This is a genomic window from Sphingomonas sp. Tas61C01 (assembly GCF_052567495.1).
Genome location: NZ_CP199583.1, coordinates 167,961 through 189,045 on the forward strand (window position 1 = coordinate 167,961; position 21,085 = coordinate 189,045).

Below are 21,085 nucleotides of genomic sequence, written 5' to 3' on the forward strand. Positions count from 1 at the left end.
GCTGCTATACGATGTGGAGCGAAGCAGCGTCGCCGCGCGTTCACGCGATATCGCGGTGCGCCTAGCAGCGTGTTCCGAACGTTTCAACGGGCGCGGGTTTGAATTGAGGTCGCCTTGGCCTATGTTGGTTTTAGATCGGAGGCCTGGTGTTATACGTCGTTCTTCTCGCAATGGTCGCAGGGTTCCTGGCGCTGAGGCTGTATAGCGTCCTCGGCAAGCGGACCGGCCATGAGCAACAGCCGCTGCCGCGCCCCGCCGAAGAGCGGATCGCACCCCTGTCGGTGCCGCGTACGGTCGATGCCGCACCCGAGGTGCGCGAGGCTGCCAGCCGCAACATCGACCTGCGCGCCGAGGCCGGGCTGCGGTCGATCGTCGCGGGCGAACCCGGGTTCGATGTGGCGCGCTTCCTGGAAGGCGCGCAGGCGGCGTACCGGATGACGCTCGAAGCCTATTGGAAGGGCGACGAGGAAGCGCTGTCGTTCCTGGCGCAGGACGAGGTGCGCGATGCGTTCGTTTCCGCGATCGAGGAACGCCGGGCGGCGGGACATGTGCTCGACAACCGGCTGGTGTCGATCGAGCGCGCGGTGATCGCGGATGCGTCGCTGAACGGCCGCGAGGCCCGGATCACGGTCAATTTCGACGCGGATATCGCGGCGGTGACGCGCGATGCCGATGGCGCGGTGGTCGCCGGGTCGGTGACCGACGCGGTCGAGACGCACGATGTCTGGACCTTCGCACGGACGCTGAAGAGCAGCGATCCGAACTGGAAGCTCGCCGACACCGACGAAGCCTGACGCGCGTGCGGGGGCAGCGGGGGAGCGGTCGCCGCGGCCTGCGCGGCGTTCGGCTGATGCGACCGGCGGAGATCGCCGGCGCGATTGCGGCAATTGCGATGCTGGCCGGGTGCAGCGGCGGGATCGTGCCACCATCCAGCGCCTCGCGCGAACCGGTACGACAATCGCCGCTTATTGCGCCGCTGCCGCCTGCCGCCACCGGCGCGGGTAGCATCGTCGCCAGCGGGCGCGCCTTCGACGGGCGGATCGCCGCGGCGACGCCGTTCGCGCCGATGCCTGCGTTCGCCAATCCTGCTGCCACGACTGCGGCCGGCGCCGGCGTCATCGCGGGACCGCCGATGAGCGCGCTGCCGATCGTCGAGACGCAGGCCGAGGCGGCACGGCTTGCGTTCCTGTCCACATGTCCGGCGTTGCAGCGGCGTACCGACGCGTCGGGGTTGACCCGCGGGGCGGACTGGCGGCCGGCGTGCGTGGCGGCGGCGTCGGTGGCGCGGGGCGGATCGCGCGACTTCTTCGCGCGCTGGTTCGAGGCCGCGCAGATCGGCGACGGCAAGGCGTTCGCGACGGGCTATTACGAGCCCGAGATCGCAGGATCGCGGACCCGCCGCGCCGGGTACGAGGTGCCGATCTACGCACGGCCGTCCGACCTGATCGACGTCGATCTCGGCAAATTCTCCCCCGACCTGAAAGGCAAGAAGGTCCGCGGGCGTGTCGAGGGCAGCAACCTGGTGCCCTATTACGACCGTGCGGCGATCGTGCGCGGCGCGGTGGCGGACCGGGCGCCAGTGCTCGCCTGGGGTGCGGACGAGGCGGCGGTGTTCTTCCTCCAGATCCAGGGATCGGGACGGATCAGGCTGCCCGACGGCACGACGATGCGAGTCGGCTACGATACCCAGAACGGTCGTGATTATACCGGCATCGGCGCGCTGATGAAGGCGCGCGGGCTGCTCCAGCCGGGGCAGACGTCGATGCAGGGCATCGTCGCATGGCTTCGCGCGCACCCCGAGGAGGGGCGTGCGATCATGGACGAGAACAAGTCCTTCGTGTTCTTCCGCGAGCTCAACACGCCGCCGCTGGGGGCGCTCGGCTATATCGTCAACGGCGGGGTGAGCGCGGCAGCGGACGCGAAGTTCGTACCGCTCGGCGCGCCGCTGTTCCTGTCGATGGACCGGGCCGATGCCAGCGGGCTGTGGCTGGCGCAGGATACCGGGGGCGCGATCAAGGGCGCCAATCGGATCGATACCTTCTGGGGAGCAGGCCAGGAGGCGGAGGCCACCGCGGGCGGTATGGCGGCGCGCGGAACGGCGTTCCTGCTGCTGCCGGTCGGGACGATCGCGCGATTGCAGACCGGTGCGGTCGCTCAGCCCTGACGAAGCGGGGCTGTGGGCGCGGGTCATGGCCAGCGTCAAACCGCTGCGCGGGATCGTTGCGCCTCCGGTCGCGCCCGCCGAGCCAGCCTTGGCGAAGAAGAAGGCGGCGACGTTGAGCCGGGTGCCGGCAGCAGCGCCGCCGTTGCCGGTCAAGCCGAAGCCGCAGAAGCCGGGGGTGACGCTCGACGGGGGGTGGGATCGCCGGATCTCGCGCGGGCTGGTTTCTCCCGACAGCGCGATCGATCTGCACGGCCATACGCTGGCGTCGGCGCATGCGATGCTCGATCATGGACTGGAGCGCGCGATCGCGCGGGGCGACCGGGTACTGCTGCTGGTGACGGGCAACCCGCCGCGGCCGGAAAGCGAGCGGCCGCATGCGCGCGGGGCGATCCGGTCGGCGGTCAGCGACTGGATCGCGTCGTCGCGGCACGCAGGCAACATCGCGGCGGTGCGCGGCGCGCATCCGCGGCACGGCGGGATGGGCGCACTCTACATCATCCTGCGGCGTGGGCGCGGCGGATGACGTCGGCATAGATGTCGGTGAGCGCGCGGAGATCGTCGACCGCGACCGCCTCGTCGACCTGGTGCATGGTCGCGTTGACCAGCCCGAACTCGACGGTCGGACAAAGCTTCGACAGGAAGCGCGCGTCGGAGGTGCCGCCGGTGGTCGACAGGTCGGGCACGATGCCGGTGCGCGCCACGATCCCGTCGGCGACCAGCGTCGACAGCGTGCCTGGCTGGGTCAGGAACGCCTCGCCACTGACCTTGCCGACGACGGTGGCGCCGGGGGCGTGACGCTGGACGAGGGCGGTGATCCGCGCGACCAGCGCGTCGCCTTGCTGTTCGTCGTTGAAGCGGATGCTGATCCGCGCGGCGGCGTGGCCGGGGATCACGTTCGAGGCGGGATTGCCGACGGTGAGATCGGTGATTTCGATGTTCGACGCCTGGAACCAGGCGTTGCCGTGATCGAGCACGATGCCGTCGATCTCCGACAAAGCCGCCACCAGATGACGTATCGGATTGTCGGCGAGGTGAGGGTAGGCGACATGGCCCTGGCGGCCGGGGACATCGATCCAGATGTTGACCGACCCGCGGCGTCCGATCTTGATCGTGTCGCCGAGCCGCGCCGCGGAGGTGGGTTCGCCGACCACGCAGCAATCGGGCGCCAGGCCGATATCGGTCATGCGATCGATCAGCGCGCGGGTTCCGTGGGTGGCTGGTCCCTCTTCGTCGCCGGTGAGGATCAGGCTGACGACACCGTCGAACGGCGCCGATGCCGCCGCGGCGAAGGCGGCGACCGCGCCCTTCATGTCGACCGCGCCGCGGCCGTAGAGCAGGCCACCGCGGATTTCCGCCGACCAGGGCGAGGCGCTCCAGCCATCGCCGGGCGGGACGACGTCGAGATGCCCGGCGAAGGCGAGGTGGGGGCCGCCGCTGCCACGTACTGCGAGCATGTTCTCGACCGGGCCGTCGGGCGCGCTGCCGGCGAAGAAGCGGTCGGTCGCGAAGCCGTGGTCGATCAGCGCGCCTTCGATCACGTCGAACACCGCGCCGCTGGCGGGGGTGACACTGTCGGCGGCGATCAGCGCCTGCGCCAGCGCGACCGGATCGATCACGCCGGGATCACCGAGCGGGCTGCTCATATTGTTCGATCACCCACTCCTCCTCCTGCGCGCCGGCGATCCAATCCTGCATGAAGCGGTGGTGGAGCACCGCGTCCATATAGCCGGCGGCGAAGCGGGCGATCGGCAGTTGGTACGTGACGATCCGGGTGACGACGGGGGCGAACATGATGTCCGCCGCGCCGAACGCGCCGAACAGGAAATCGCCTTCGCCACCGAAGCGCGCGCGGGCCTGCGCCCACAATTCCATGATCCGCGCGAGTTCGGCGAGCACGTCGTCGTCCGGGCGCTTGGCGGGGAAGACCTGGCGGATGTTCATGCTGTGCTTGCGGCGCAGCGCGGCGAAGCTGGAATGCATCTCCGCCGCCATCGACCGCGCCATCGCGCGCGGCGCATCGTCGGAGGGCCAGAAAACATCGCGACCGACCTTGTCGGCGAGGTAGTCGACGATGGCGAGGCTGTCCCACACGACCGCGTCGCCATCCCACAGGATCGGGACCTTGCCAGACGACGGCGCGAACTCGTCGCCCTCCCGGCGCTTGTCCCATTCATTGTCGTAGAGCGGGACGACGACCTCCTCGAAGGCGAGGCCCGACAGCTTGCAGGCGAGCCAGCCGCGGAGCGACCAGGAGGAATAGGCCTTGTTGCCGATGATCAGTTTCATGGGGCCGGGGCTTAGCTGCGTGGTGCAGTCGGGTCCAGCCGGGGGGTGGTGTGATCCTCCCCTTGCAGGGGAGGATTTCGGCCACGGTGCCGGGGCGGATTACCCGATCGCGTCGAGCACCGCGGCGCGGAGTTCGGGGATGCCCATGCCGCCTTCGCTGGAAGTGGCGAGGATGTCGGGGTGCGCGGCGGGGCGTTTGCGGGCCTCGGCCTCGGTCGCCTCGGTCACCGCGGCGAGTTCGCTGGCCTTGATCTTGTCGGCCTTGGTGAGGACGATGCGGTAGCTGACCGCGGCTCGATCGAGCATTTCGAGGATCTCGCGGTCGACGTCCTTGATACCGTGGCGCGAATCGATCAGCACCAGCGCGCGCTTCAGCGCCTGCCGACCGCGCAGGAAATCATTGACCAGGAAGCGCCATTTCTTGACCACGTCCTTGGGCGCCTTGGCGAAGCCGTAGCCCGGCATGTCGACGAGACGGAAGGCGAGCGGCTGGCCGACGTCGAAGAAGTTGAGCTCCTGCGTGCGCCCCGGCGTGTTCGAGGTACGCGCGAGAGCGTTGCGACCGGTGAGGGCGTTGAGCAGCGACGACTTGCCGACGTTGGATCGGCCCGCGAACGCCACCTCCGACACCGACGCATCCGGCAGGAATTCGAGCGTCGGCGCCGACTTCAGGAACGTCACCGGCCCCGCGAACAGCTTGCGCGCGGCCTCGATCGTATCGGGATCGAATTCGGCCATTATTTCGCCGGCGCCGTCTTGAGGTCCGGGTGACGCCCGTAGAGCAGCTTCTGCTGGACGATCGCGAGGCAATTGGAGGTGATCCAATAGACCTGAAGGCCGACCGCGAACGGCGCCATCACGAACATCAGTACCCAGGGCAGCAGCGCGAACACCTGCTTCTGGGTGTCGTCCATCGGCGCCGGGTTCAGCTTGAACTGGAAGTACATCGAGATGCCGAGGATGATCGGCACGATCCCGATCGCGAGGAACGCGGGCGGGGTGAATGCCAGCAGGCCGAACAGGTTGACCGGGGTCAGCGGATCGGGTGCGGACAGATCCTTGATCCAGGCGACGAACGGCTGGTGCCGCATTTCGATCGTCAGCATCAGCACCTTGTACAGCGCGTAGAAGATCGGGATCTGCAGCAGCGTCGGCAGGCAGCCAGCGACGGGATTGACCTTCTCGCTCTTGTAGAGGGCCATCACCTCCTGCTGCATGCGCGGCTTGTCGTCCTTGTAGCGATCCTGAAGCGCTTTCATCTTGGGCTGGATCGCGCGCATCTTCGCCATCGACGCGAACTGCCGCTGCGCGATCGGGAACATCAGCCCGCGGATCGTCACGGTCAGCAGGATGATCGCGACACCGAAATTGCCGACCATCCGGAACAGCCAGTGGAGATAGGTGAAGATCGGCTTCTCGACGATTTCGAACCAGCCCCAGTCGATCGCCTTGTCGAGCTTCTCGACGCCCTGCTGGTCCTGGTAGCGCTGGAGGGTGCGGACCTCCTTGGCGCCGGCGAAGAACCGGCTGGTCTGGGTAATCGTCGCGCCGGGGGCGAGCAGCTTGGGCTGGAACGCGTAGTCCGCCTGGTAGCTGTCGCGCGCACCGCCGCGGAACTGGCCGTCGAAGGTCGCCCGCTGATCGGGGATCAGCGCGGTCAGCCAATATTTGTCCGTAAAGCCGAGCCAGCCGCCGGTGGTGGTGAAGCGCGACGGCGCCTCCAGCAGGTCCTTGAAATTGGGGCGATAATGCGCGCCGCCATTGTCGACCGACATCGGGCCGACATGGATCGTCATGCTCGACGGATCCTTGGAGATACCGGTGCGGTTGACGAAGCCAAACGGCGCGACGGGGACGGGCGCAGTGCCGCCGTTGAGCACCGTCTGGGTCACCGTGAACATGTAGGAATCGTCGACCGCTAGGACGATCCGGAAGCGCTGGCCGGTGGCGTTGGCGGCGTCGAGCGTGACCGGGCGGCCGGGGGCGAGCGTGGTGCCGGTCGCGGCCCACAGCGCATCGGCGGCGGGTGGCTTCAGGCCATCGTCGCGCCAGCCGAAGCCCGCGAAATAGGCACCGGGTGCGCCGCCCGGCGACAGCAGCCGGATCGGCGCGGAGTTCTTCGCGATCGTCTCGTTATACTGGACGAGCACGAGATCGTCGATCCGCGCGCCCTTCAGGTTGATCGAGCCCTTCAGCGTCGGCGTGTCGATCGCGATGCGGGGGCTTTCCGCCAGCACCACGGCGCGGCTGCGGATCGCGCCTGCGGTGTCGGCGGTCGGGTCCGCGGCCTTGTTGGCGACGACCTTGGTCTGGCCGGCCTCGATCTTGGTGACCGGCGGGTTGGCGGTGGGGAAGAACTTGCCCTGGATCAGCGGCCAGCCGAACAGGATCAGCGCCGCGATCACCGCGAACAGGACGAAATTCTGACGATCTTGATTCAAGACGTGGCCCCAGTGCTCAGGGAAAGGGTCAGGGAACTGGATCGGGTCCGTACCCGCCCCAGGGATGACATCGCGCGATCCGCTTCGCCGCCAGCCAGCCACCCTTCGCCGCGCCATAGCGGCGAAGCGCGGTGATTGCATAGGCCGAACAGGATGGCTGGTAGCGGCAGGTGGGCGGCAGGACCGCGGATGGGCCGATCTGCCAGCCGCGGGCCAGCAGGATCAGCAGGCGGGCGATCACCGCGCCACCTTGGCGAGCGCCTTGCCGAGTTCGGTGCGGAGCAGCGCGAAATCGCGCTCGTTGCCGCCGTTGCGGCCGATCAGGACATGATCCGCGCCGGGCGTGCCGGCGGTCGGCAGCAGATCGCGTGCGAGGGCACGCAACCGGCGCTTCATCCGGTTGCGGACCACGGCGTTGCCGATCTTCTTGGTAACGGTAAAGCCGACGCGCATCGTCGGATCACCATCGTTGCGCCGGCGCATCAGCAGCACGAAGCCCGGCATCGGCGCGCGTCGTCCCGCATTCGCCGCGAGGAAATCGCGACGCGCGGTGAGCGTCTTTACGCCGACAGCTTCTTGCGGCCGCGGTTGCGGCGGGCGCGGATCACCGAACGACCGCCCACCGTCGCCATCCGCGCGCGGAAGCCGTGGCGGCGCGCCCGCACCAGGTTGCTCGGCTGAAAGGTCCGCTTCATCGTTCATTCCCTGATCGTCTGAATAGAAAACGGCCGCCCCGGGGACGGCCTTGTCGGCGGTGCGCATAGCCAGACCCGCCGCGCAAGTCAACGCGAGCGCGCCGCCTTGGCGATCGCGTGGCGTCGCAGCGCCGACGGGCGGCGCATCGTCCGGTCGAGCAGATGCCCGATTTTCGGCCAGCGGCGTTTGGCGCGGACGAAGATCGATCGCGCCTTCCGCGAATTGCGCAGCAGCAGGATCAACCCGCCTGCGAACAGGAAGATGCCACCGGGGCCGGGCAGCGGCCCGATCAGCGCCGCCCCGATCATCAGCAGGCCGCCGAGCGTCAGTTGCGCGATACGCATCGCGGGGTGGCGGGGGGCGGGCATGGGCGCCATTTGGGGACGGTGTGTTAGATTGGCAAGGCAGCAGCGCGACTAGGTAGTTGCCGCAAGCATCCCCGCGATCCGCTTTCGCTTAGGACGGTCGCGGCTTCGGGGGATGACAATGGCGACGATCGTACGGACGGTGGCGTATCTGGGGCTGGAAGCGCGCGGGGTCGAGGTGCAGGTGCAATTGATCCCGGGCGTGCCGGCGTTCAACGTCGTCGGGCTCGGCGACAAGGCGGTGGGCGAGAGCCGCGAGCGGGTGCGCGGCGCGATCTCGGCGATGGGGCTGGCGCTGCCGCCGAAGCGGATCGCGGTAAACCTGTCGCCGGCCGACCTGCCCAAGGAAGGGTCGCATTTCGACCTGCCGATCGCGCTCGCGCTGCTGGGCGCGATGGGCGTCGTCGATGTCGAGACGCTGGCGGAGTATGTCGTGGTCGGCGAGCTCGGGCTGGACGCGCGGATCGCGCCGTCGCCGGGGGTGCTGCTCGCGGCGCTGCATGCATCGACGGACGGCGTGGGGCTGGTCTGCCCCGCCGCGCAGGGGGCGGAGGCGGCTTGGGCGGGATCGGTCGAGGTGATCGCGGCGCCAGACCTGCTGGCGCTGATCAACCACTTCAAGGGACACGGGCTGCTCGCCGCACCGCGACCGGGCGAGGCGGAGGAGGTCATCCGCGGACCCGACCTGGCGCAGGTGAAGGGGCAGGAAATCGCCAAACGCGCGCTGGAGATCGCCGCGGCGGGGGCGCACAATTTGCTGATGATCGGACCCCCCGGCGCGGGCAAGTCGCTGATGGCGGCGTGCCTGCCGGGGATCCTGCCGCCGCTCGACGCAGGGGAGGCGCTGGAGGTGTCGATGGTCCAGTCGGTCGCGGGGACGATGACCGGCGGGCGACTGACCCGAAATCGGCCGTTCCGCGCGCCGCATCATTCGGCATCGATGGCGGCGCTGACCGGGGGCGGGCTGAAGGTGAAGCCGGGGGAGGTGAGCCTCGCGCACCTCGGCGTGCTGTTCCTCGACGAATTGCCCGAATTCCAGCGCGCAGTGCTCGATTCGCTGCGCCAGCCGCTGGAGGTCGGGACCATCAGCGTGGCGCGGGCGAATGCGCACGTGACCTTTCCGGCGCGGGTGCAGCTGATCGCGGCGATGAACCCGTGCCGCTGCGGGCATCTCGGCGACGCGAGCCTCGCCTGCGCGCGGGCGCCGCGCTGTGCGGCGGATTACCAGAACAAGGTGTCGGGGCCGTTTCTCGACCGGATCGACCTGACCGTGGAGGTGAGTGCGGTCAGCGCGGTCGACTTGATGCTGCCCCCACCGACCGAGGGATCGGCGGAGATCGCGGCGCGGGTGGCGGCGGCGCGCGCGGTCCAGCGCGCGCGCTATGCGGAGGCGGGGGTGCGAACCAATGCCGAGGCGGATGGCGACCTGCTGGAGCGGGTCGCTATGCTGGAGGACGAGGCGCGCCGGCTGCTCGCCCAGGCCGCGGGGGCGATGCGGCTGTCGGCGCGGGGGTTTCACCGGGTGATCCGGGTCGCGCGCACGATCGCCGATCTTGCAGGCACGGAGCAAGTGGCGCGCATCCATGTCGCCGAGGCGCTGAGCTATCGCCGGCGGACGCCGACCAACTAGGGTCGGCCCGTCTTAAATTGCAGTCGCATCGCTGCGCAGCCAAGTGCCGTCCCGTCAGCGCGGAACATATATCCAGATGGAGCGCGGCCCGCCGGACAGCCCGCGAAGGCTCTTGGCCGCCTCGGGCTGTGCAACCCTACCGGGACAGGGCGCGTCGTAGATCTCGGCCATCCGACGCAAGATCGGCGGAGGCGCGCTGAACAATTCGACGACCCCCGTGATCAGATTACGGTTCATCACACCGACCTGACCCCAGGCATCATGAAGTTGCTTATCGAGAGGACAACGATTCTCGGTGTCGAGCATTTGCCGTATCGCGGCCACCGCCCGCGGATCGCCCCCGATCGCAGCGCCGGTCAGCAGGATTTCTGCCTTCACGGGATCTTTGGGGACGCCCTGACCATCGCGGTAGATCAGGCCAAGGGGATAGCGAGCCGATACCTCACCGGCGGCGACTTCCGCTTCAAGAACAGGCAGCGCTTGAGCAACTTGGCCAGACCGATACATTTTCATCCCGGGCGTTCCCTTAACACCCGCTGCACAGCCGTGCAGTGCGACGCTCATAATCAGTGTCGATACTATGATAAGCAAGCGTGACATCATTCCCCCGTCTTTCGTCATATTGATGTGCATGACTCGGTCTGCCACGGCAAGCGAGAATAGAGCAGGTTCGATGATCCGTTGTCAGGCGACCAAGCGCGACACAGTTGAAATCGAGCGAGCCGGCGGTTAGGAGCCGGTCGCCGGTTTCACCGGCTGTGCGGGTGTGGTGGAATTGGTAGACGCGCTGGACTCAAAATCCTGTTCCGAAAGGAGTGCCGGTTCGACCCCGGCCACCCGCACCATTTACCGATCGACCGTCGCGGGAGCCGTCCCGCTTGACGCGTGCGTCGGATTGGAGGATCGTTTCGAGAACGTTCCTTCCGACCGGGCATATGATCGATGGCTTCCGTGCCCGCTGCTGACCTGACCGACGATGGCGACGATTCGTCGCTGGTGACCCGGCGATTCCTGATGGGCCGCGCGCGCAACACGCTGAGCCGCGAGGAGCGGCAGGCGATCGAGGACGCGATGGGCGCGGTTCGCGATCTCCCGGCGCGCAAGCAGATCATCGGGCGGGGCGAGCGGCTGGAAAGCAGCACCTATCTGATCGAAGGCTATGTCTGCCGCTACATGGACGATCGCGATGGGCATCGTCAGCTGGTGGCGATTCACGTGCCCGGCGACTTCATCGATCTCCACGCCTTTCCGATGAAGCGCCTCGACCATGATATCGGCACGCTGGGCCCTGCGAAGGTCGCGATCTACGATCACCGGGTGCTGACCGAGCTGACCGAGCGGATGCCGCATCTGACCCGCAAGCTGTGGTTCTCGACGTTGCTCGATGCGGCGATGCACCGCGAATGGATCTTCCGGCTGGGACGGCTCGGCGCCGACGGGCGGATCGCGCATTTCTTCTGCGAGCTGTTCGTCAGGTTGACGATGGTAGACCTGGTCGACGGAACGACCTTCCAGCTGCCGCTGACCCAGACGGATCTGGGGGAGGCGTGCGGGCTGACCGGTGTCCACGTCAACCGCACGTTGCGGTCGCTGCGCGAGGACGGGATGCTGGCGTTCCGCAACGGCGAGGTGACGATGCTCGATTTCGCGCGGCTGGCGCGGGTCGCCGAGTTCGACGCGGATTATCTGTACCGCGAGAACGGCGGATGGGCTCAGGAGAGTTGAGCGTCGACCCACGGTTGCGGTCGATCCTCGGCGGGTCGGCGGGCAACCTGGTCGAATGGTACGACTGGTACGTGTATTCGGCGTTCACGCTCTACTTCGCGCCGGTGATCTTCCCCAAGGCGAGCGCGACCGCACAGCTGTTGAACGCCGCGGCGATCTTCGCGGTCGGATTCCTGATGAGGCCGGTCGGCGCGTGGGCGATGGGGATCTACGCGGATCGACACGGGCGCAAATCGGCGCTGACGCTGTCGGTGACGCTGATGTGCGCGGGGGCATTCCTGATCGCGGTGACGCCGACCTATGCCGCGATCGGCTGGGGCGCGCCGGCGCTTCTGGTGGTGGCGCGGCTGCTGCAGGGGCTGAGCGTCGGCGGCGAATATGGCGCGAGCGCGGTATATCTGTCGGAGATGGCGGGGCGGGAGCGGCGCGGCTTCTATTCGAGTTTTCAATACGTCACGCTGGTCGGCGGGCAGATCGCGGCGCTGTGCGTGCTGCTGCTGCTGCAGGCGGTGCTGAGCGAGGCGCAGCTGGAGACCTGGGGGTGGCGGATCCCCTTCGCGGTCGGCGGGTTGCTGGCGATCGCGGTGTTCCGCATCCGTCGCGGGCTGATCGAGACCGAAAGCTTCACCAACGCCGCCGCGGCCGGCCCGCCGCGATCGAGCGCGCTGGCGCTGTTCCGCGAGCATCCGCGCGAGGCGGCGACGGTGATGCTGCTGACCGCGGGGGGCACGCTCGCCTTCTATGCCTACACCACGTACATGCAGAAGTTCCTGGTCAACACCAGTGGCTTCGACCGCGAGACCGCGACCTGGATCATGACCGCGGCGCTGATCGTCTATGCCGCGGTCCAGCCGCTGGCGGGGGCGCTGTCCGACCGGGTCGGGCGCAAGCCGCTGATGGTCGCGTTCGGGGTGGCGGGGGTGCTGGCGACGGTGCCGATCTTCCTGGCGCTGGAGCGGGTGGCGAACCCGTGGGCGGCACTGGCGCTGGTGCTCGCGGCGTTGCTGATCGTGACCGGTTATACCTCGATCAACGCGGTGGTGAAGGCGGAGCTGTTCCCCGCGCATATCCGCACGCTGGGCGTGGCGCTGCCCTATGCGCTGGCGAACACGATCTTCGGCGGGACCGCGGAATATGCGGCGCTGTGGCTGAAGAAGGCCGGGCTGGAACGGGGCTTCTATTGGTATGTGACCGCCATGATCGGGGTGTCGCTGCTGGTATATCTGCGGATGCGCGATACGCGGGTGCATAGCCGGATCGTGGAGGATTGATTGGGGCTGTTCACCCATCCCCTTCAGGGGAGGGGCCGGGGGTGGGGACCCTCCACGAGCATCGACGCCTGGGGAGAGCCCCCACCCCAACCCCTCCCCTGAAGGGGAGGGGCTAGACTCGAATTCGCAAATCCTCCCTTGCAGGATGATCAGCGCGGTTTGCGGGGGAGGGTGATCGTCGCCGCAAGGCCGCCTTCGGTGCGGTTGGTGAGGGCGATGTCGCCGCCGGCTTCCTGGACGATGCTGCGGGCAAGGGCGAGGCCGAGGCCGATGCCGCCGGTCTCGCGGTTGCGCGAGGTTTCGAGCCGGATGAAAGGGGCGAAGACGTCGGCGATGCGATCGGGCGGGATGCCGGGGCCGTTGTCGCACACCATGATCGCGACCTCGTGCGCGCGCGGTTCGACGGTGACGACTGCGGCGTGGCCGTATTTGATGGCGTTCTCGATCAGGTTGCGGATCGCGCGGCGCATCAGCGAGGGGCGGAGCCGCATCGGCAGCCGCGCCGCCTCGACGAAGGTAACGTCGTCGCCGAGGTCGCGGAAATCCTCGACCACCGCATCGACCAGCGCGGCGAGATCGACCTCGGTCAGCGGTTCGCTCGGGCGGCCGAGGCGTGCGAGGGAGAGGATGTCGTCGAGCGTCCGGTTCATCTCCGCGACGGTGTCGGCCATCTTGGCACGATCGGTCTCGTCGTCGACCGATTCGATCCGCACCCGCAGCGCGGCCAGCGGGGTGCGCAGATCGTGGCCGATCGCGCCGAGCATACGGTCCTTTTCGTCGAGCATCGCGGTAACGCGCAGGCGCAGCGCGTTGAACGCGCCGATCAATCGCGCGACGTCGTCGGTGCCCTGAACGGGTACGGGATCGCCGCTGTCGGTCGAGCCGAACCGCTCGGCGGAGCGGGTGAGTTCGCGCAGGCCCTGCGAGATCCGCCGTCCGACCCACAGCACGGGCACAAGGACGACGCCGTAGAGGATCAGCGTCTGGCCGATCAGCCGCCAGATGATGCCGTCGTCGCCGCGCGGCCACACCGCGCGGAGCACCAGCCAACCGCGGCCGGGCTGCTCCACCGCGATCACCAGCTCGTCATTGTCGCGCGCCAGGCGATCAGGGCCGTGGCGCTGGAGGGTGCGAAACGGCGGATCGCGCGGGTCGATCGGGCGTACTGCGGTGGCGATGCGGCCGACCTGAAGCCCGGCTTCGTTCAGTTCCTGGCGGATGCGGCGTTCGACAGGCGGTTCGGACGGCTGGCCCGGCGGAATCGGGTTTGCGGCGAAGCGGCGGACGCGGCCGCGGTCCGGCCTGCCCTGCGCCGTGCGCTCGGCGGCGTCGATCAACCGGGTGACGGCGGGGCCGGTGATCTGCGCAAGGCGGAAGCTCTGGCGTTCGCGCAGCAATAGCCCGAAATTGATCGCCTGCGCCACGAACAGCGCGAGCGCCACCAGCAGCGCCATCTGGCCGCCCAGGCTGCGCGGCCAGATGCGGATCACAGGCGGGTGACTTCGGCCGCGAGCGTATAGCCGCCGCCCCAGACGGTCTTGATGATGTCGGGGTTCTTGGCGTCGGTCTCGATCTTGCGGCGCAGGCGGCTGACCTGGTTGTCGATCGCGCGATCGAACGCGGCGGCTTCGCGGCCTTGAGTTAGATCGAGGAGCTGATCGCGCGTCAGCACCTGGCGCGGGCGGGTCACCAGCGCGAACAGCAGGTTATATTCACCGGTGGAGAGCGGCACCGACACGCCTTCGCGATCGACCAGCGCGCGTTCGCCGGTCTTCAGCACCCAGCCGGCGAAGGCATAGGAACCGCTTTCGGGGGCATGCTGGCGCGCCCCGCCGGCGGTGAGGCGGCGCAGCACGACCTTCACGCGGGTGGCGAGTTCGCGCGGGGAGAAGGGCTTCACGACGTAGTCGTCGGCGCCCATCTCCAATCCGACGATGCGATCGGTTTCCTCACTCTTGGCGGTGAGCAGGATCACCGGAGTGTCGGAGGTCGCGGCGATGTGACGGCACAGGCTGAGCCCATCCTCACCCGGCATCATGATGTCGAGGATGACGAGATCGATCGCATAGGCCGCCAGCCGGGTCCGCGCGCTCTCGGCATCGCCGGTCTGGGTGACGCGGAAACCCTGTTTGGTGAGATATTGCGCAAGCGGTTCGCGGATCGAGCGTTCGTCGTCGACGAGCAGCAGGTGCGGCGAATCTCCCATCGGGTCGGGGTTTACCATGGCGAGTGCTCCAGGGAAGCGCGCGGTTGCATCCGCCGACGGGGATCCGCGCCGGCGGACGATGCGTCTTCAGTAATCGGCGGGTGCGGGCGGACGGCCGCCGGGCGGGCGGCGCCGGTCACGCATCGCGGCGCGTTCGGTCGCGTCGAGCGTGCCGTCGTGATTGGTGTCGAGGCGGTCGAACCGTGCCGCGGAGCGCGCCTGCCACTCCGCCTTGGTAACCACGCCGTTGCCGGCAGGATCGGCGTTGGCCGAGGGAGCCGGCGCAGCGGCGGGCGGCGGTGGTGCGACCGTTTGGGCGGACGCCATCGTGGCGGCGGTCATCGTCATCGCGAGAAGAAGGGGAAGGCGCATCGCGGGGTCTCCAGGCGAGCGGGGCCAGCCCCCGGATCGCTCGACAATCATATCGCGCATGGCTGTCGCGGCCTTGTGTCAGGGGCCGATCGATGTGTCGCAACTTGTCGCGAAGGGCGGTGCAGCGGACCCGCCAAAATGGGCGCCGCGAATAGTCCGGCGACGCCCAGGTGGGTTGCGCCTCAAGTCAGGTTAGAGGCTAATCCGTGCTAGGCGCTCTTCGCCAAGAATCCAAGCGACACATTGTATTTACGAGAGAATTTGCGACGAGCGGATCATACGCATGGTTGGCGGCCGATATGGTGCCTATGCGAAGATCGCGACGCTCTGCATCTGTTCGGCAATCGGTGTGCCGTCGGTGTTCCAGATCGCCATCGCCTGGCTCGAGCTGCCGTCCTTGGCGTAATCGGACGAGGCGCGGAGCAGCCACCAGCCGTCATCGGTGCGCGGCGTGGCGCCGAGCAGGTTCAACTGCCACGTCATCGAGCTGACCGGGGCGGGGCCGCCGATCAGCTTGAGTGCCGCGGGGGGCAGGCAATCGGCGACGCACATCAGTTCGACCATCGGATCGACGCCTTCGCGATCGGCGAGGCGGACCCAGCGCAGCCATTCGGTCGGGCCGAGCGTGCCGTCGCGGCGGTCGAGGAGTTCGAAATTCTGGGTGAAGGAGACCGCGGCGAGGCCCTTGAAAACCTTGTCCTCGGGGGTCGGCACCGGGAAGGCGGGGGCGCCGCCGATCCGGTGATCGACCTTCGAATCGACCGGCCCCATGAACACGAAGGTGGCGCGCAGGCCGAGCCCCGCCTCGCTTTCGACATCGGCCTGGATGAAGGCGGCGTTGCGCCCGCGTCGCAGCCGGGTGGCGCGGACCGTCACCTCGCCGGAGAGCGGGCCGATGAAGGCGACCAGCGCGGAGCGGAGCGGCGGCAGATCGACATCCGACTGCTGCGCGGCGTGGAGCGCGAGCGCGGCGGATAGCCCGCCATAGCTGGTGCGGCCCTGTAGCCAGGAATCGGGGATGGTACCGCGCCAGCCGCCCTCGACGGGCTCCAGCGAGTCGATGATCGCCTTCAAACTGGTCATGCCGTCCCCATCAACCGATCGCGCAATTCGCGCTTGAGCACCTTGCCGATCGCGCTGCGCGGAAGTTCGTCGGCCGGATGCAGCGCGGACAGGCGCTGGGTCTTGCCGACCTGTCCGTTCAGCCAGGTGCGGATCGCGTCGGCGTCGTCCGCGGCGCCGACGCGCGGCACGTAGAAGCCGACGGGGGTTTCGCCCCAGGCGTCGGACGGCGCGCCGACGACGGTGCAATCGGCGACCGCGGGGTGCTGCGCGAGGATCGCCTCCAGATCGGACGGGTAGATATTGTAGCCACCCGAGATGATCATGTCCTTCTTGCGGTCCATGAGGATCAGGAAGCCGTCTTCGTCGAAGCGCCCGACATCGCCGTGGCGGATGTAGCGATTGCCGTCGGCGTCGTGCCATTCGGCGTCGCGGGTGGCGCCCTCGCGGCCGAAATAGCCGGTCATCATCGTCGGCGAGCGGCCGACGACCTCGCCCATCTCGCCCGGCGCGACCTCGACGCCGTCGTCGTCGATCAGCCTGATCTCGTGACCCGGCAGCGGCCGGCCGACGGTGTGGAGCTTGTCGGGGAATTCGTTGGCGTTGAGGCCGGTGGAGGCGCCGCCTTCGGTCATGCCATAATATTCGATCAGCAGGCCCGGCCAGCGCGTCACGACGTCCGCCTTCAGCGCCGCCGAGAAGGGCGCGCTGGTGCTGGTCTTCAGCCGGAAGCTGGCGAGATCGAAGCGGTCGAAATCGGGCAGCGCCATGATCCGCTGATACTGGACGGGCACCAGCATGGTGTGGGTGGCGCGGTGACGCTCGGCGAGTTCGAGAAAGCGGCGGGCGTCGAACTTCTTCATCACCACCGCGGTGCCGCCCCAACCGAGGGTGGGCAGGAAGCTGACCAGCGTGGTGTTCGAATAGAGCGGGGTCGCGAGCATCGTCACCGCGCGATCGAACCCGGCGGCGGCGTTGCGGGAGATGTGCGCCCAGCGCATCGTGTGACTCTGGACGATGCCCTTAGGCGTGCCGGTGGTGCCCGATGAGTAGATGATATTGAACCCGTCGCCGGGCGCGATCGCGACGGGGGCGGGGCGGGTGCCGACGGGGGCAAGCCAGGCGGCGAATTCGGCGCCGAAGCTGACCGCCCGCGCCGAGAGCGTCTCGCTCGCAAGCGCGGCGGCGTTGTCGTCGTCGAGGAACACGATGGGCGCGCGGCAGTCGGCGATCATCGCGGCGATCGAGGCCGGGGTGGCCGAGGGCGCGATCGGGGCGGCAACGCAGCCGGCGCGGAGCGCGCCCAAGAAGACGCAGGCGTAATCGACCGACGGCGCGGCGACGATCGCGATCGCGGTGCCGGGGGCGATGCCGGCGCGCTGCAAGGCGGCGGCGACGCGGTCGGTCAGCAGCTCCAGCATCGCATAGTCGATCGCGCCGTCATCGTCCGCGACCGCGATCCGGTCGCCGCGTTCGCGGGCGTGCGTGGCGATCAGCGCGGGCAGGGTCGCGAAGTCGGACGCGAGCAGGTCGGCGGCGGTCTCCATTGCGCCACCGCTAGGCGAAGCGCCCTGCGAATGCCATACGCGATCTTCGAAAACGCAAAAATGCAGGAGAGACGCCGCCATGCTGTTCTACGATAGCGCCAACCCCGCACCCAATCCGCGGCGGGTGCGGATCTTCCTGGCGGAGAAGGGGCTGCGGGTGCCGATGGCACATGTCTCGATCCGCGAGGGCGAGCACCGGTCGCCCGATTATCTGGCGGTCAATCCGCTCGGGCAGACCCCGGCGCTGGCACTCGACGACACCAGCGTGCTCACGGAGAGCATCGCGATCTGCCGCTATTTCGAGGCACTGCATCCCGAGCCGCCGCTGTTCGGCCGCGATCCGCGCAATATCGCCGAGATCGACATGTGGACCAGACGCGTCGAACTGCGGCTGATGATGCCGCTGGGGATGGTGTGGGCGCATACCCATCCGTTTACCGCGCGCGTGGTGAAGCCGCAGTACAAGGAGTTCGGCGAGAGCCAGCGGCCGCGGGTGACCGCGGCGATGACCGAGTTCGACCACGCACTCGCCCGCCGGGACTGGCTCGACGGGGAGCGGTTCACGATCGCGGACATCGTACTGCTGACGACGATAGACTTCGCCGACTTCGTCGGCATGCCGATCCCCGACGAGCTGGGGGCGCTGCGGGCGTGGCACGCGCGCGCCACCGCGCGGCCGAGTGCGCAGGCATGAGGGGCGGGGTCGCGATCGTCACCGGCGGCGGAACCGGGATCGGCGCCTCGGTGGTGCGGCGGCTCGCGGCGCGGGGGGTGCGCTGCGTGATCAACTATGCGCACAGCCGCGACGAGGCCGAGGCGCTGGCGGGCGAGGTCGGCGAGGGCGCGATCGCAGTGCAGGCGGATATCGTCGACGATGCCGCGTGCCGATCGCTGGCCGCAACGGCGCACGACGCGTTCGGGCGGGTCGACTTCCTGGTCAACAATGCCGGGCGGACCAAATACGCCAACCACGAGGATCTCGACGCACTGGAGGCAGAGGATTTCCTCGACATCTACCGGCTGAACACGATCGCGCCGTTCCAGATGATCCGCGCCTGTGCGCCGTCCCTGCGGGCAAGCGAGATGGGTGCGGTCGTCAACGTCGCCTCGGTCGCGGGGGTGTTCGGGATCGGATCGTCGGTCGCCTATGCGGCGTCGAAGGGCGCGCTGGTGACGATGACCAAGAGCCTGGCGCGGGTGCTGGCGCCAGCGATCCGGGTGAACGCGGTGGCGCCGGGCTATGTCGGCACCGGCTGGTTCGAAAAGCGGCTCGGCAGCGAGGCGTTCGGGCGGCTCAACGAGCGGATCGCGGCGGCGACGCCGATGGCGCTGGCGGCGGGCCCCGACGACATCGCCGGGCCAATCGAGATGCTGCTCGATCCGATCAGCCGGGCGATCACCGGGGAGACGATGCTGATCGACGCGGGCGCGCATCTCGACATCGGGCTGTCGCGGCGACCGGGCAAGGAAAGCTGACCTAACACCCGGGCGGCGGCGGGCGCGCCTATAATGCCTCGGTTCGGCGGCGATCGGCTGTCGGCGGGGTGGGACGGTGACTAGGCCATGACGCTTCGGATGCTCGTCAGGATCGGCGCGGCATCGCTGATCGCGCTGCTGTGCGCGGGGGCGATGCTGGCATCGTGGCGGATCGACCGCATCCGCATCGGCGGGCCGATCCAGGTCAAGCTGCAACAGGCATCCGACCTGATCGCCGACATCCTGCCGCCGCCCGCCTATGTGATCGAGTCCTATCTGGAGGCGACGCTGCTGGTCCGCGATCCGGCATCCTATGCGGATCATGCCACGCGGCTGGCACAGCTGCACAAGGATTACGACGCCCGGCAGCTCTATTGGCGGGCATCCGATCTCGACCCGGCGCTGAAGACCGCGATCACCGCGAAGACCGACGGGCCGGCGAAGGTATTCTGGGCCGAGCTCGACGGCGGGCTGCTGCCGGCGGTGCAGCGGGGCGATGCTGCGGCGACGGCGGCGAGCTATCGGCGGCTGACTGCCGCCTATGCCGCGCACCGGCGGATGGTCGACGAAACCGTCGCGGCGGCAGCAGCTTACCAGACCACCCTCAATGCCGATGCGAAGGGCGAGCTGCGGCTCGGGATCGCGGTGCTGATCGCGCTGGCGTCCGCGATCGTGGCGATGGCGATCGGCTCGGCGGTGTATCTGGTGCGGCGGGTGGTGGTGCCGCTTGGCGAGGTGGCGACCGCGACGACCGCGCTGGCAGGCGGCGGCGAGTGCGCGGTGCCGCACCGCGCGCGCCCCGACGAACTCGGGCTGCTGGCGACCGCGGTCGAACGGTTCCGCGTCGCCGCCGAAACCAGGCGTGCGGACGATGCCCGGAGTGGGGCCGAGCAGCAGGCAGTGTCGGAGCTGCTCGCGGTAGCGCTGCGGGCGATGGCGGCGGGGGATCTCACTGGGCGGGGGCGTCGCGCCTTCCCCAAGAGCTATGCCGCGATCGGCGACAATCTCGACATGACGGTGACGACGCTGCGCGAGATGATCGAGGCGGTGATCGACGGCACCGGGCAGATCGGCACCGCGTCGCGCGAGATCGCGACCGCGTCCGACGATCTCGCCGCGCGATCCAAGCGCAACGCCGCCGATCTGGAGCAGACCGCGGCGGCGCTGGGCGACATCGATGCGCGGCTGAAGGCGACCACCCAGGTCTCGACCGACACCGCCGAGCGGGCAGACCGGACGATCGCCACGGTCGACCAGGGCCGCGCCAGCGCGCGCGGGGCGGTCGACGCCATGGTCCGCGTCGCGGGCAGCGCGCGGGGGATCGACGAGGTGATCGGCGGGCTCGACAAGATCGCCTTCCAGACGCGGGTGCTGGCGATGAACGCCGCGATCGAGGCGGGGCGCGAGGGCGAGGCGGGACGGGGCTTCGCGATCGTCGCCGACCTGGTCGGGGCGCTCGCGATCCGTGCGGAGGCGGAGGCACGACAGGCGCGGGCGCGGCTGACCGCGACCCAAACCGACATCGAGGCGGCGGTGGACGCGGTCGCCGGAGTCGATGGCGCGCTGGTGACGATCGCGAGCGCGATCGGCGAGGTGCACGCGATGCTCGGCACGATCGCCCACGACAATCGCGCGCAGTCGATCGCCTTCTCCGACGTCGCGACCACGGTGGCGGCGATGGATCGATCGACCCGGCAGAACGCGGCGATGGTCGAGCAGACCTCCGCCGCGGCACGGACGCTGGCGAGCGAGGTGGGGGCGCTGGTGGCGAAGGCGGCCGCGTTCGATACCGGGCGGGCGGGGGTGGTGGGGGCGGCAGAGCGAAGGCTGGTGGTCGCCTGAAC

23 protein-coding genes and 1 tRNA gene are annotated in these 21,085 nt (G+C 68.8%); 10 read left to right on the forward strand and 14 right to left on the reverse strand.

Annotated features, from left to right (window positions below):
* Window positions 1-146 precede the first annotated feature (146 nt).
* From ACT009_RS00760 to ACT009_RS00770, 3 genes are read left to right on the forward strand one after another with little or no spacing between them, the layout of a single operon-like run.
* Window positions 147-794 (forward strand): Tim44/TimA family putative adaptor protein, encoded by a 648-nt coding sequence (locus ACT009_RS00760; RefSeq protein WP_445192508.1) that lies wholly within the window; start codon window positions 147-149, stop codon window positions 792-794.
* 56 nt (window positions 795-850) lie between these two features.
* The gene (gene mltA, locus ACT009_RS00765) at window positions 851-2,164 is read left to right on the forward strand and encodes a murein transglycosylase A (protein WP_445192509.1); all 1,314 of its coding nucleotides are present in this window, start codon (window positions 851-853) and stop codon (window positions 2,162-2,164) included.
* Between the two features lie 25 nt (window positions 2,165-2,189).
* Complete coding sequence (locus tag ACT009_RS00770) at window positions 2,190-2,687, forward strand: Smr/MutS family protein (RefSeq protein ID WP_445192510.1); 498 nt, start codon at window positions 2,190-2,192, stop codon at window positions 2,685-2,687.
* Here ACT009_RS00770 and dapE read toward each other — a convergent pair.
* The 8 genes from dapE to ACT009_RS00810 form a co-directional block, all read right to left on the reverse strand.
* Window positions 2,659-3,807 (reverse strand): succinyl-diaminopimelate desuccinylase, encoded by a 1,149-nt coding sequence (gene dapE, locus ACT009_RS00775; RefSeq protein ID WP_445192511.1) that lies wholly within the window; start codon window positions 3,805-3,807, stop codon window positions 2,659-2,661. The two genes, ACT009_RS00770 and dapE, sit on opposite strands and share 29 nt — an antisense overlap.
* Window positions 3,788-4,450: a glutathione S-transferase family protein gene (locus ACT009_RS00780; RefSeq protein WP_445192512.1), complete on the reverse strand. Its 663-nt coding sequence runs from the start codon at window positions 4,448-4,450 to the stop codon at window positions 3,788-3,790. The genes dapE and ACT009_RS00780 overlap by 20 nt, the downstream gene beginning before the upstream one ends.
* A 99-nt stretch (window positions 4,451-4,549) precedes the next feature.
* Window positions 4,550-5,188: a ribosome biogenesis GTP-binding protein YihA/YsxC gene (gene yihA / locus ACT009_RS00785; protein WP_445192513.1), complete on the reverse strand. Its 639-nt coding sequence runs from the start codon at window positions 5,186-5,188 to the stop codon at window positions 4,550-4,552.
* Window positions 5,188-6,891 (reverse strand): membrane protein insertase YidC, encoded by a 1,704-nt coding sequence (gene yidC, locus ACT009_RS00790; RefSeq protein WP_445192514.1) that lies wholly within the window; start codon window positions 6,889-6,891, stop codon window positions 5,188-5,190. Before yidC ends, yihA begins: the two co-directional genes overlap by 1 nt.
* Before the next feature lie 28 nt (window positions 6,892-6,919).
* Window positions 6,920-7,132 carry a membrane protein insertion efficiency factor YidD gene (gene yidD / locus ACT009_RS00795; RefSeq protein WP_445192515.1) on the reverse strand — a complete coding sequence of 71 codons (213 nt, stop codon included), beginning with the start codon at window positions 7,130-7,132 and terminating at the stop codon, window positions 6,920-6,922.
* The gene (gene rnpA / locus ACT009_RS00800) at window positions 7,129-7,395 is read right to left on the reverse strand and encodes a ribonuclease P protein component (protein ID WP_445192516.1); all 267 of its coding nucleotides are present in this window, start codon (window positions 7,393-7,395) and stop codon (window positions 7,129-7,131) included. The genes yidD and rnpA overlap by 4 nt, the downstream gene beginning before the upstream one ends.
* A gap of 56 nt (window positions 7,396-7,451) precedes the next feature.
* Window positions 7,452-7,586, reverse strand: coding sequence for a 50S ribosomal protein L34 (gene rpmH, locus ACT009_RS00805; RefSeq protein ID WP_174292372.1), 135 nt, complete (start codon window positions 7,584-7,586; stop codon window positions 7,452-7,454).
* Window positions 7,587-7,673: 87 nt separating this feature from the next.
* Window positions 7,674-7,955: a hypothetical protein gene (locus ACT009_RS00810; protein ID WP_445192517.1), complete on the reverse strand. Its 282-nt coding sequence runs from the start codon at window positions 7,953-7,955 to the stop codon at window positions 7,674-7,676.
* A gap of 118 nt (window positions 7,956-8,073) precedes the next feature.
* On the opposite strand from ACT009_RS00810, the gene ACT009_RS00815 reads away from it, so the two are divergent.
* Window positions 8,074-9,582 carry a YifB family Mg chelatase-like AAA ATPase gene (locus tag ACT009_RS00815; RefSeq protein WP_445192518.1) on the forward strand — a complete coding sequence of 503 codons (1,509 nt, stop codon included), beginning with the start codon at window positions 8,074-8,076 and terminating at the stop codon, window positions 9,580-9,582.
* Window positions 9,583-9,636: 54 nt separating this feature from the next.
* Here ACT009_RS00815 and ACT009_RS00820 read toward each other — a convergent pair whose 3' ends face one another.
* Window positions 9,637-10,146 carry a hypothetical protein gene (locus ACT009_RS00820; protein ID WP_445192519.1) on the reverse strand — a complete coding sequence of 170 codons (510 nt, stop codon included), beginning with the start codon at window positions 10,144-10,146 and terminating at the stop codon, window positions 9,637-9,639.
* Between the two features lie 196 nt (window positions 10,147-10,342).
* Between ACT009_RS00820 and ACT009_RS00825 the strand changes: the two genes are divergently transcribed.
* The 3 genes from ACT009_RS00825 to ACT009_RS00835 all read left to right on the forward strand — a co-directional run bounded on the left by ACT009_RS00825 (window position 10,343) and on the right by ACT009_RS00835 (window position 12,578).
* Window positions 10,343-10,427 (forward strand) — tRNA-Leu (locus tag ACT009_RS00825).
* 148 nt (window positions 10,428-10,575) lie between these two features.
* Window positions 10,576-11,307, forward strand: a complete 732-nt coding sequence (locus ACT009_RS00830; protein ID WP_445193962.1) for a Crp/Fnr family transcriptional regulator — start codon at window positions 10,576-10,578, stop codon at window positions 11,305-11,307.
* Entirely contained in the window at window positions 11,304-12,578 is a 1,275-nt protein-coding gene (locus ACT009_RS00835; protein ID WP_445192520.1) for an MFS transporter, read from the forward strand. The genes ACT009_RS00830 and ACT009_RS00835 overlap by 4 nt, the downstream gene beginning before the upstream one ends.
* 149 nt (window positions 12,579-12,727) lie before the next feature.
* Here the strand turns inward: ACT009_RS00835 and ACT009_RS00840 are convergent, their stop codons facing one another.
* From ACT009_RS00840 to ACT009_RS00860, 5 genes are all read right to left on the reverse strand, one after another.
* Window positions 12,728-14,032: a HAMP domain-containing sensor histidine kinase gene (locus ACT009_RS00840; RefSeq protein ID WP_445193963.1), complete on the reverse strand. Its 1,305-nt coding sequence runs from the start codon at window positions 14,030-14,032 to the stop codon at window positions 12,728-12,730.
* 32 nt (window positions 14,033-14,064) lie between these two features.
* Complete coding sequence (locus tag ACT009_RS00845) at window positions 14,065-14,784, reverse strand: response regulator (protein ID WP_445193964.1); 720 nt, start codon at window positions 14,782-14,784, stop codon at window positions 14,065-14,067.
* 87 nt (window positions 14,785-14,871) lie between these two features.
* Window positions 14,872-15,156, reverse strand: coding sequence for a hypothetical protein (locus ACT009_RS00850; protein WP_445192521.1), 285 nt, complete (start codon window positions 15,154-15,156; stop codon window positions 14,872-14,874).
* Window positions 15,157-15,462: 306 nt separating this feature from the next.
* Entirely contained in the window at window positions 15,463-16,239 is a 777-nt protein-coding gene (locus ACT009_RS00855) for a thioesterase family protein (RefSeq protein ID WP_445192522.1), read from the reverse strand.
* On the reverse strand, window positions 16,236-17,765 hold the full coding sequence (locus ACT009_RS00860; protein WP_445192523.1) for a class I adenylate-forming enzyme family protein: 1,530 nt from the start codon (window positions 17,763-17,765) through the stop codon (window positions 16,236-16,238). The genes ACT009_RS00855 and ACT009_RS00860 overlap by 4 nt, the downstream gene beginning before the upstream one ends.
* Before the next feature lie 79 nt (window positions 17,766-17,844).
* Here ACT009_RS00860 and ACT009_RS00865 point away from each other — a divergent pair, with 79 nt between their 5' ends.
* The 3 genes from ACT009_RS00865 (at window position 17,845) to ACT009_RS00875 (ending at window position 21,083) form a co-directional block, all read left to right on the forward strand.
* Window positions 17,845-18,459 (forward strand): glutathione S-transferase family protein, encoded by a 615-nt coding sequence (locus ACT009_RS00865; protein ID WP_445192524.1) that lies wholly within the window; start codon window positions 17,845-17,847, stop codon window positions 18,457-18,459.
* On the forward strand, window positions 18,456-19,241 hold the full coding sequence (locus ACT009_RS00870) for an SDR family NAD(P)-dependent oxidoreductase (protein WP_445192525.1): 786 nt from the start codon (window positions 18,456-18,458) through the stop codon (window positions 19,239-19,241). Before ACT009_RS00865 ends, ACT009_RS00870 begins: the two co-directional genes overlap by 4 nt.
* 87 nt (window positions 19,242-19,328) lie before the next feature.
* A complete protein-coding gene (locus ACT009_RS00875; RefSeq protein ID WP_445192526.1) occupies window positions 19,329-21,083 on the forward strand; it encodes a methyl-accepting chemotaxis protein in 1,755 nt (584 codons plus the stop codon).
* Window positions 21,084-21,085: the final 2 nt, after the last annotated feature.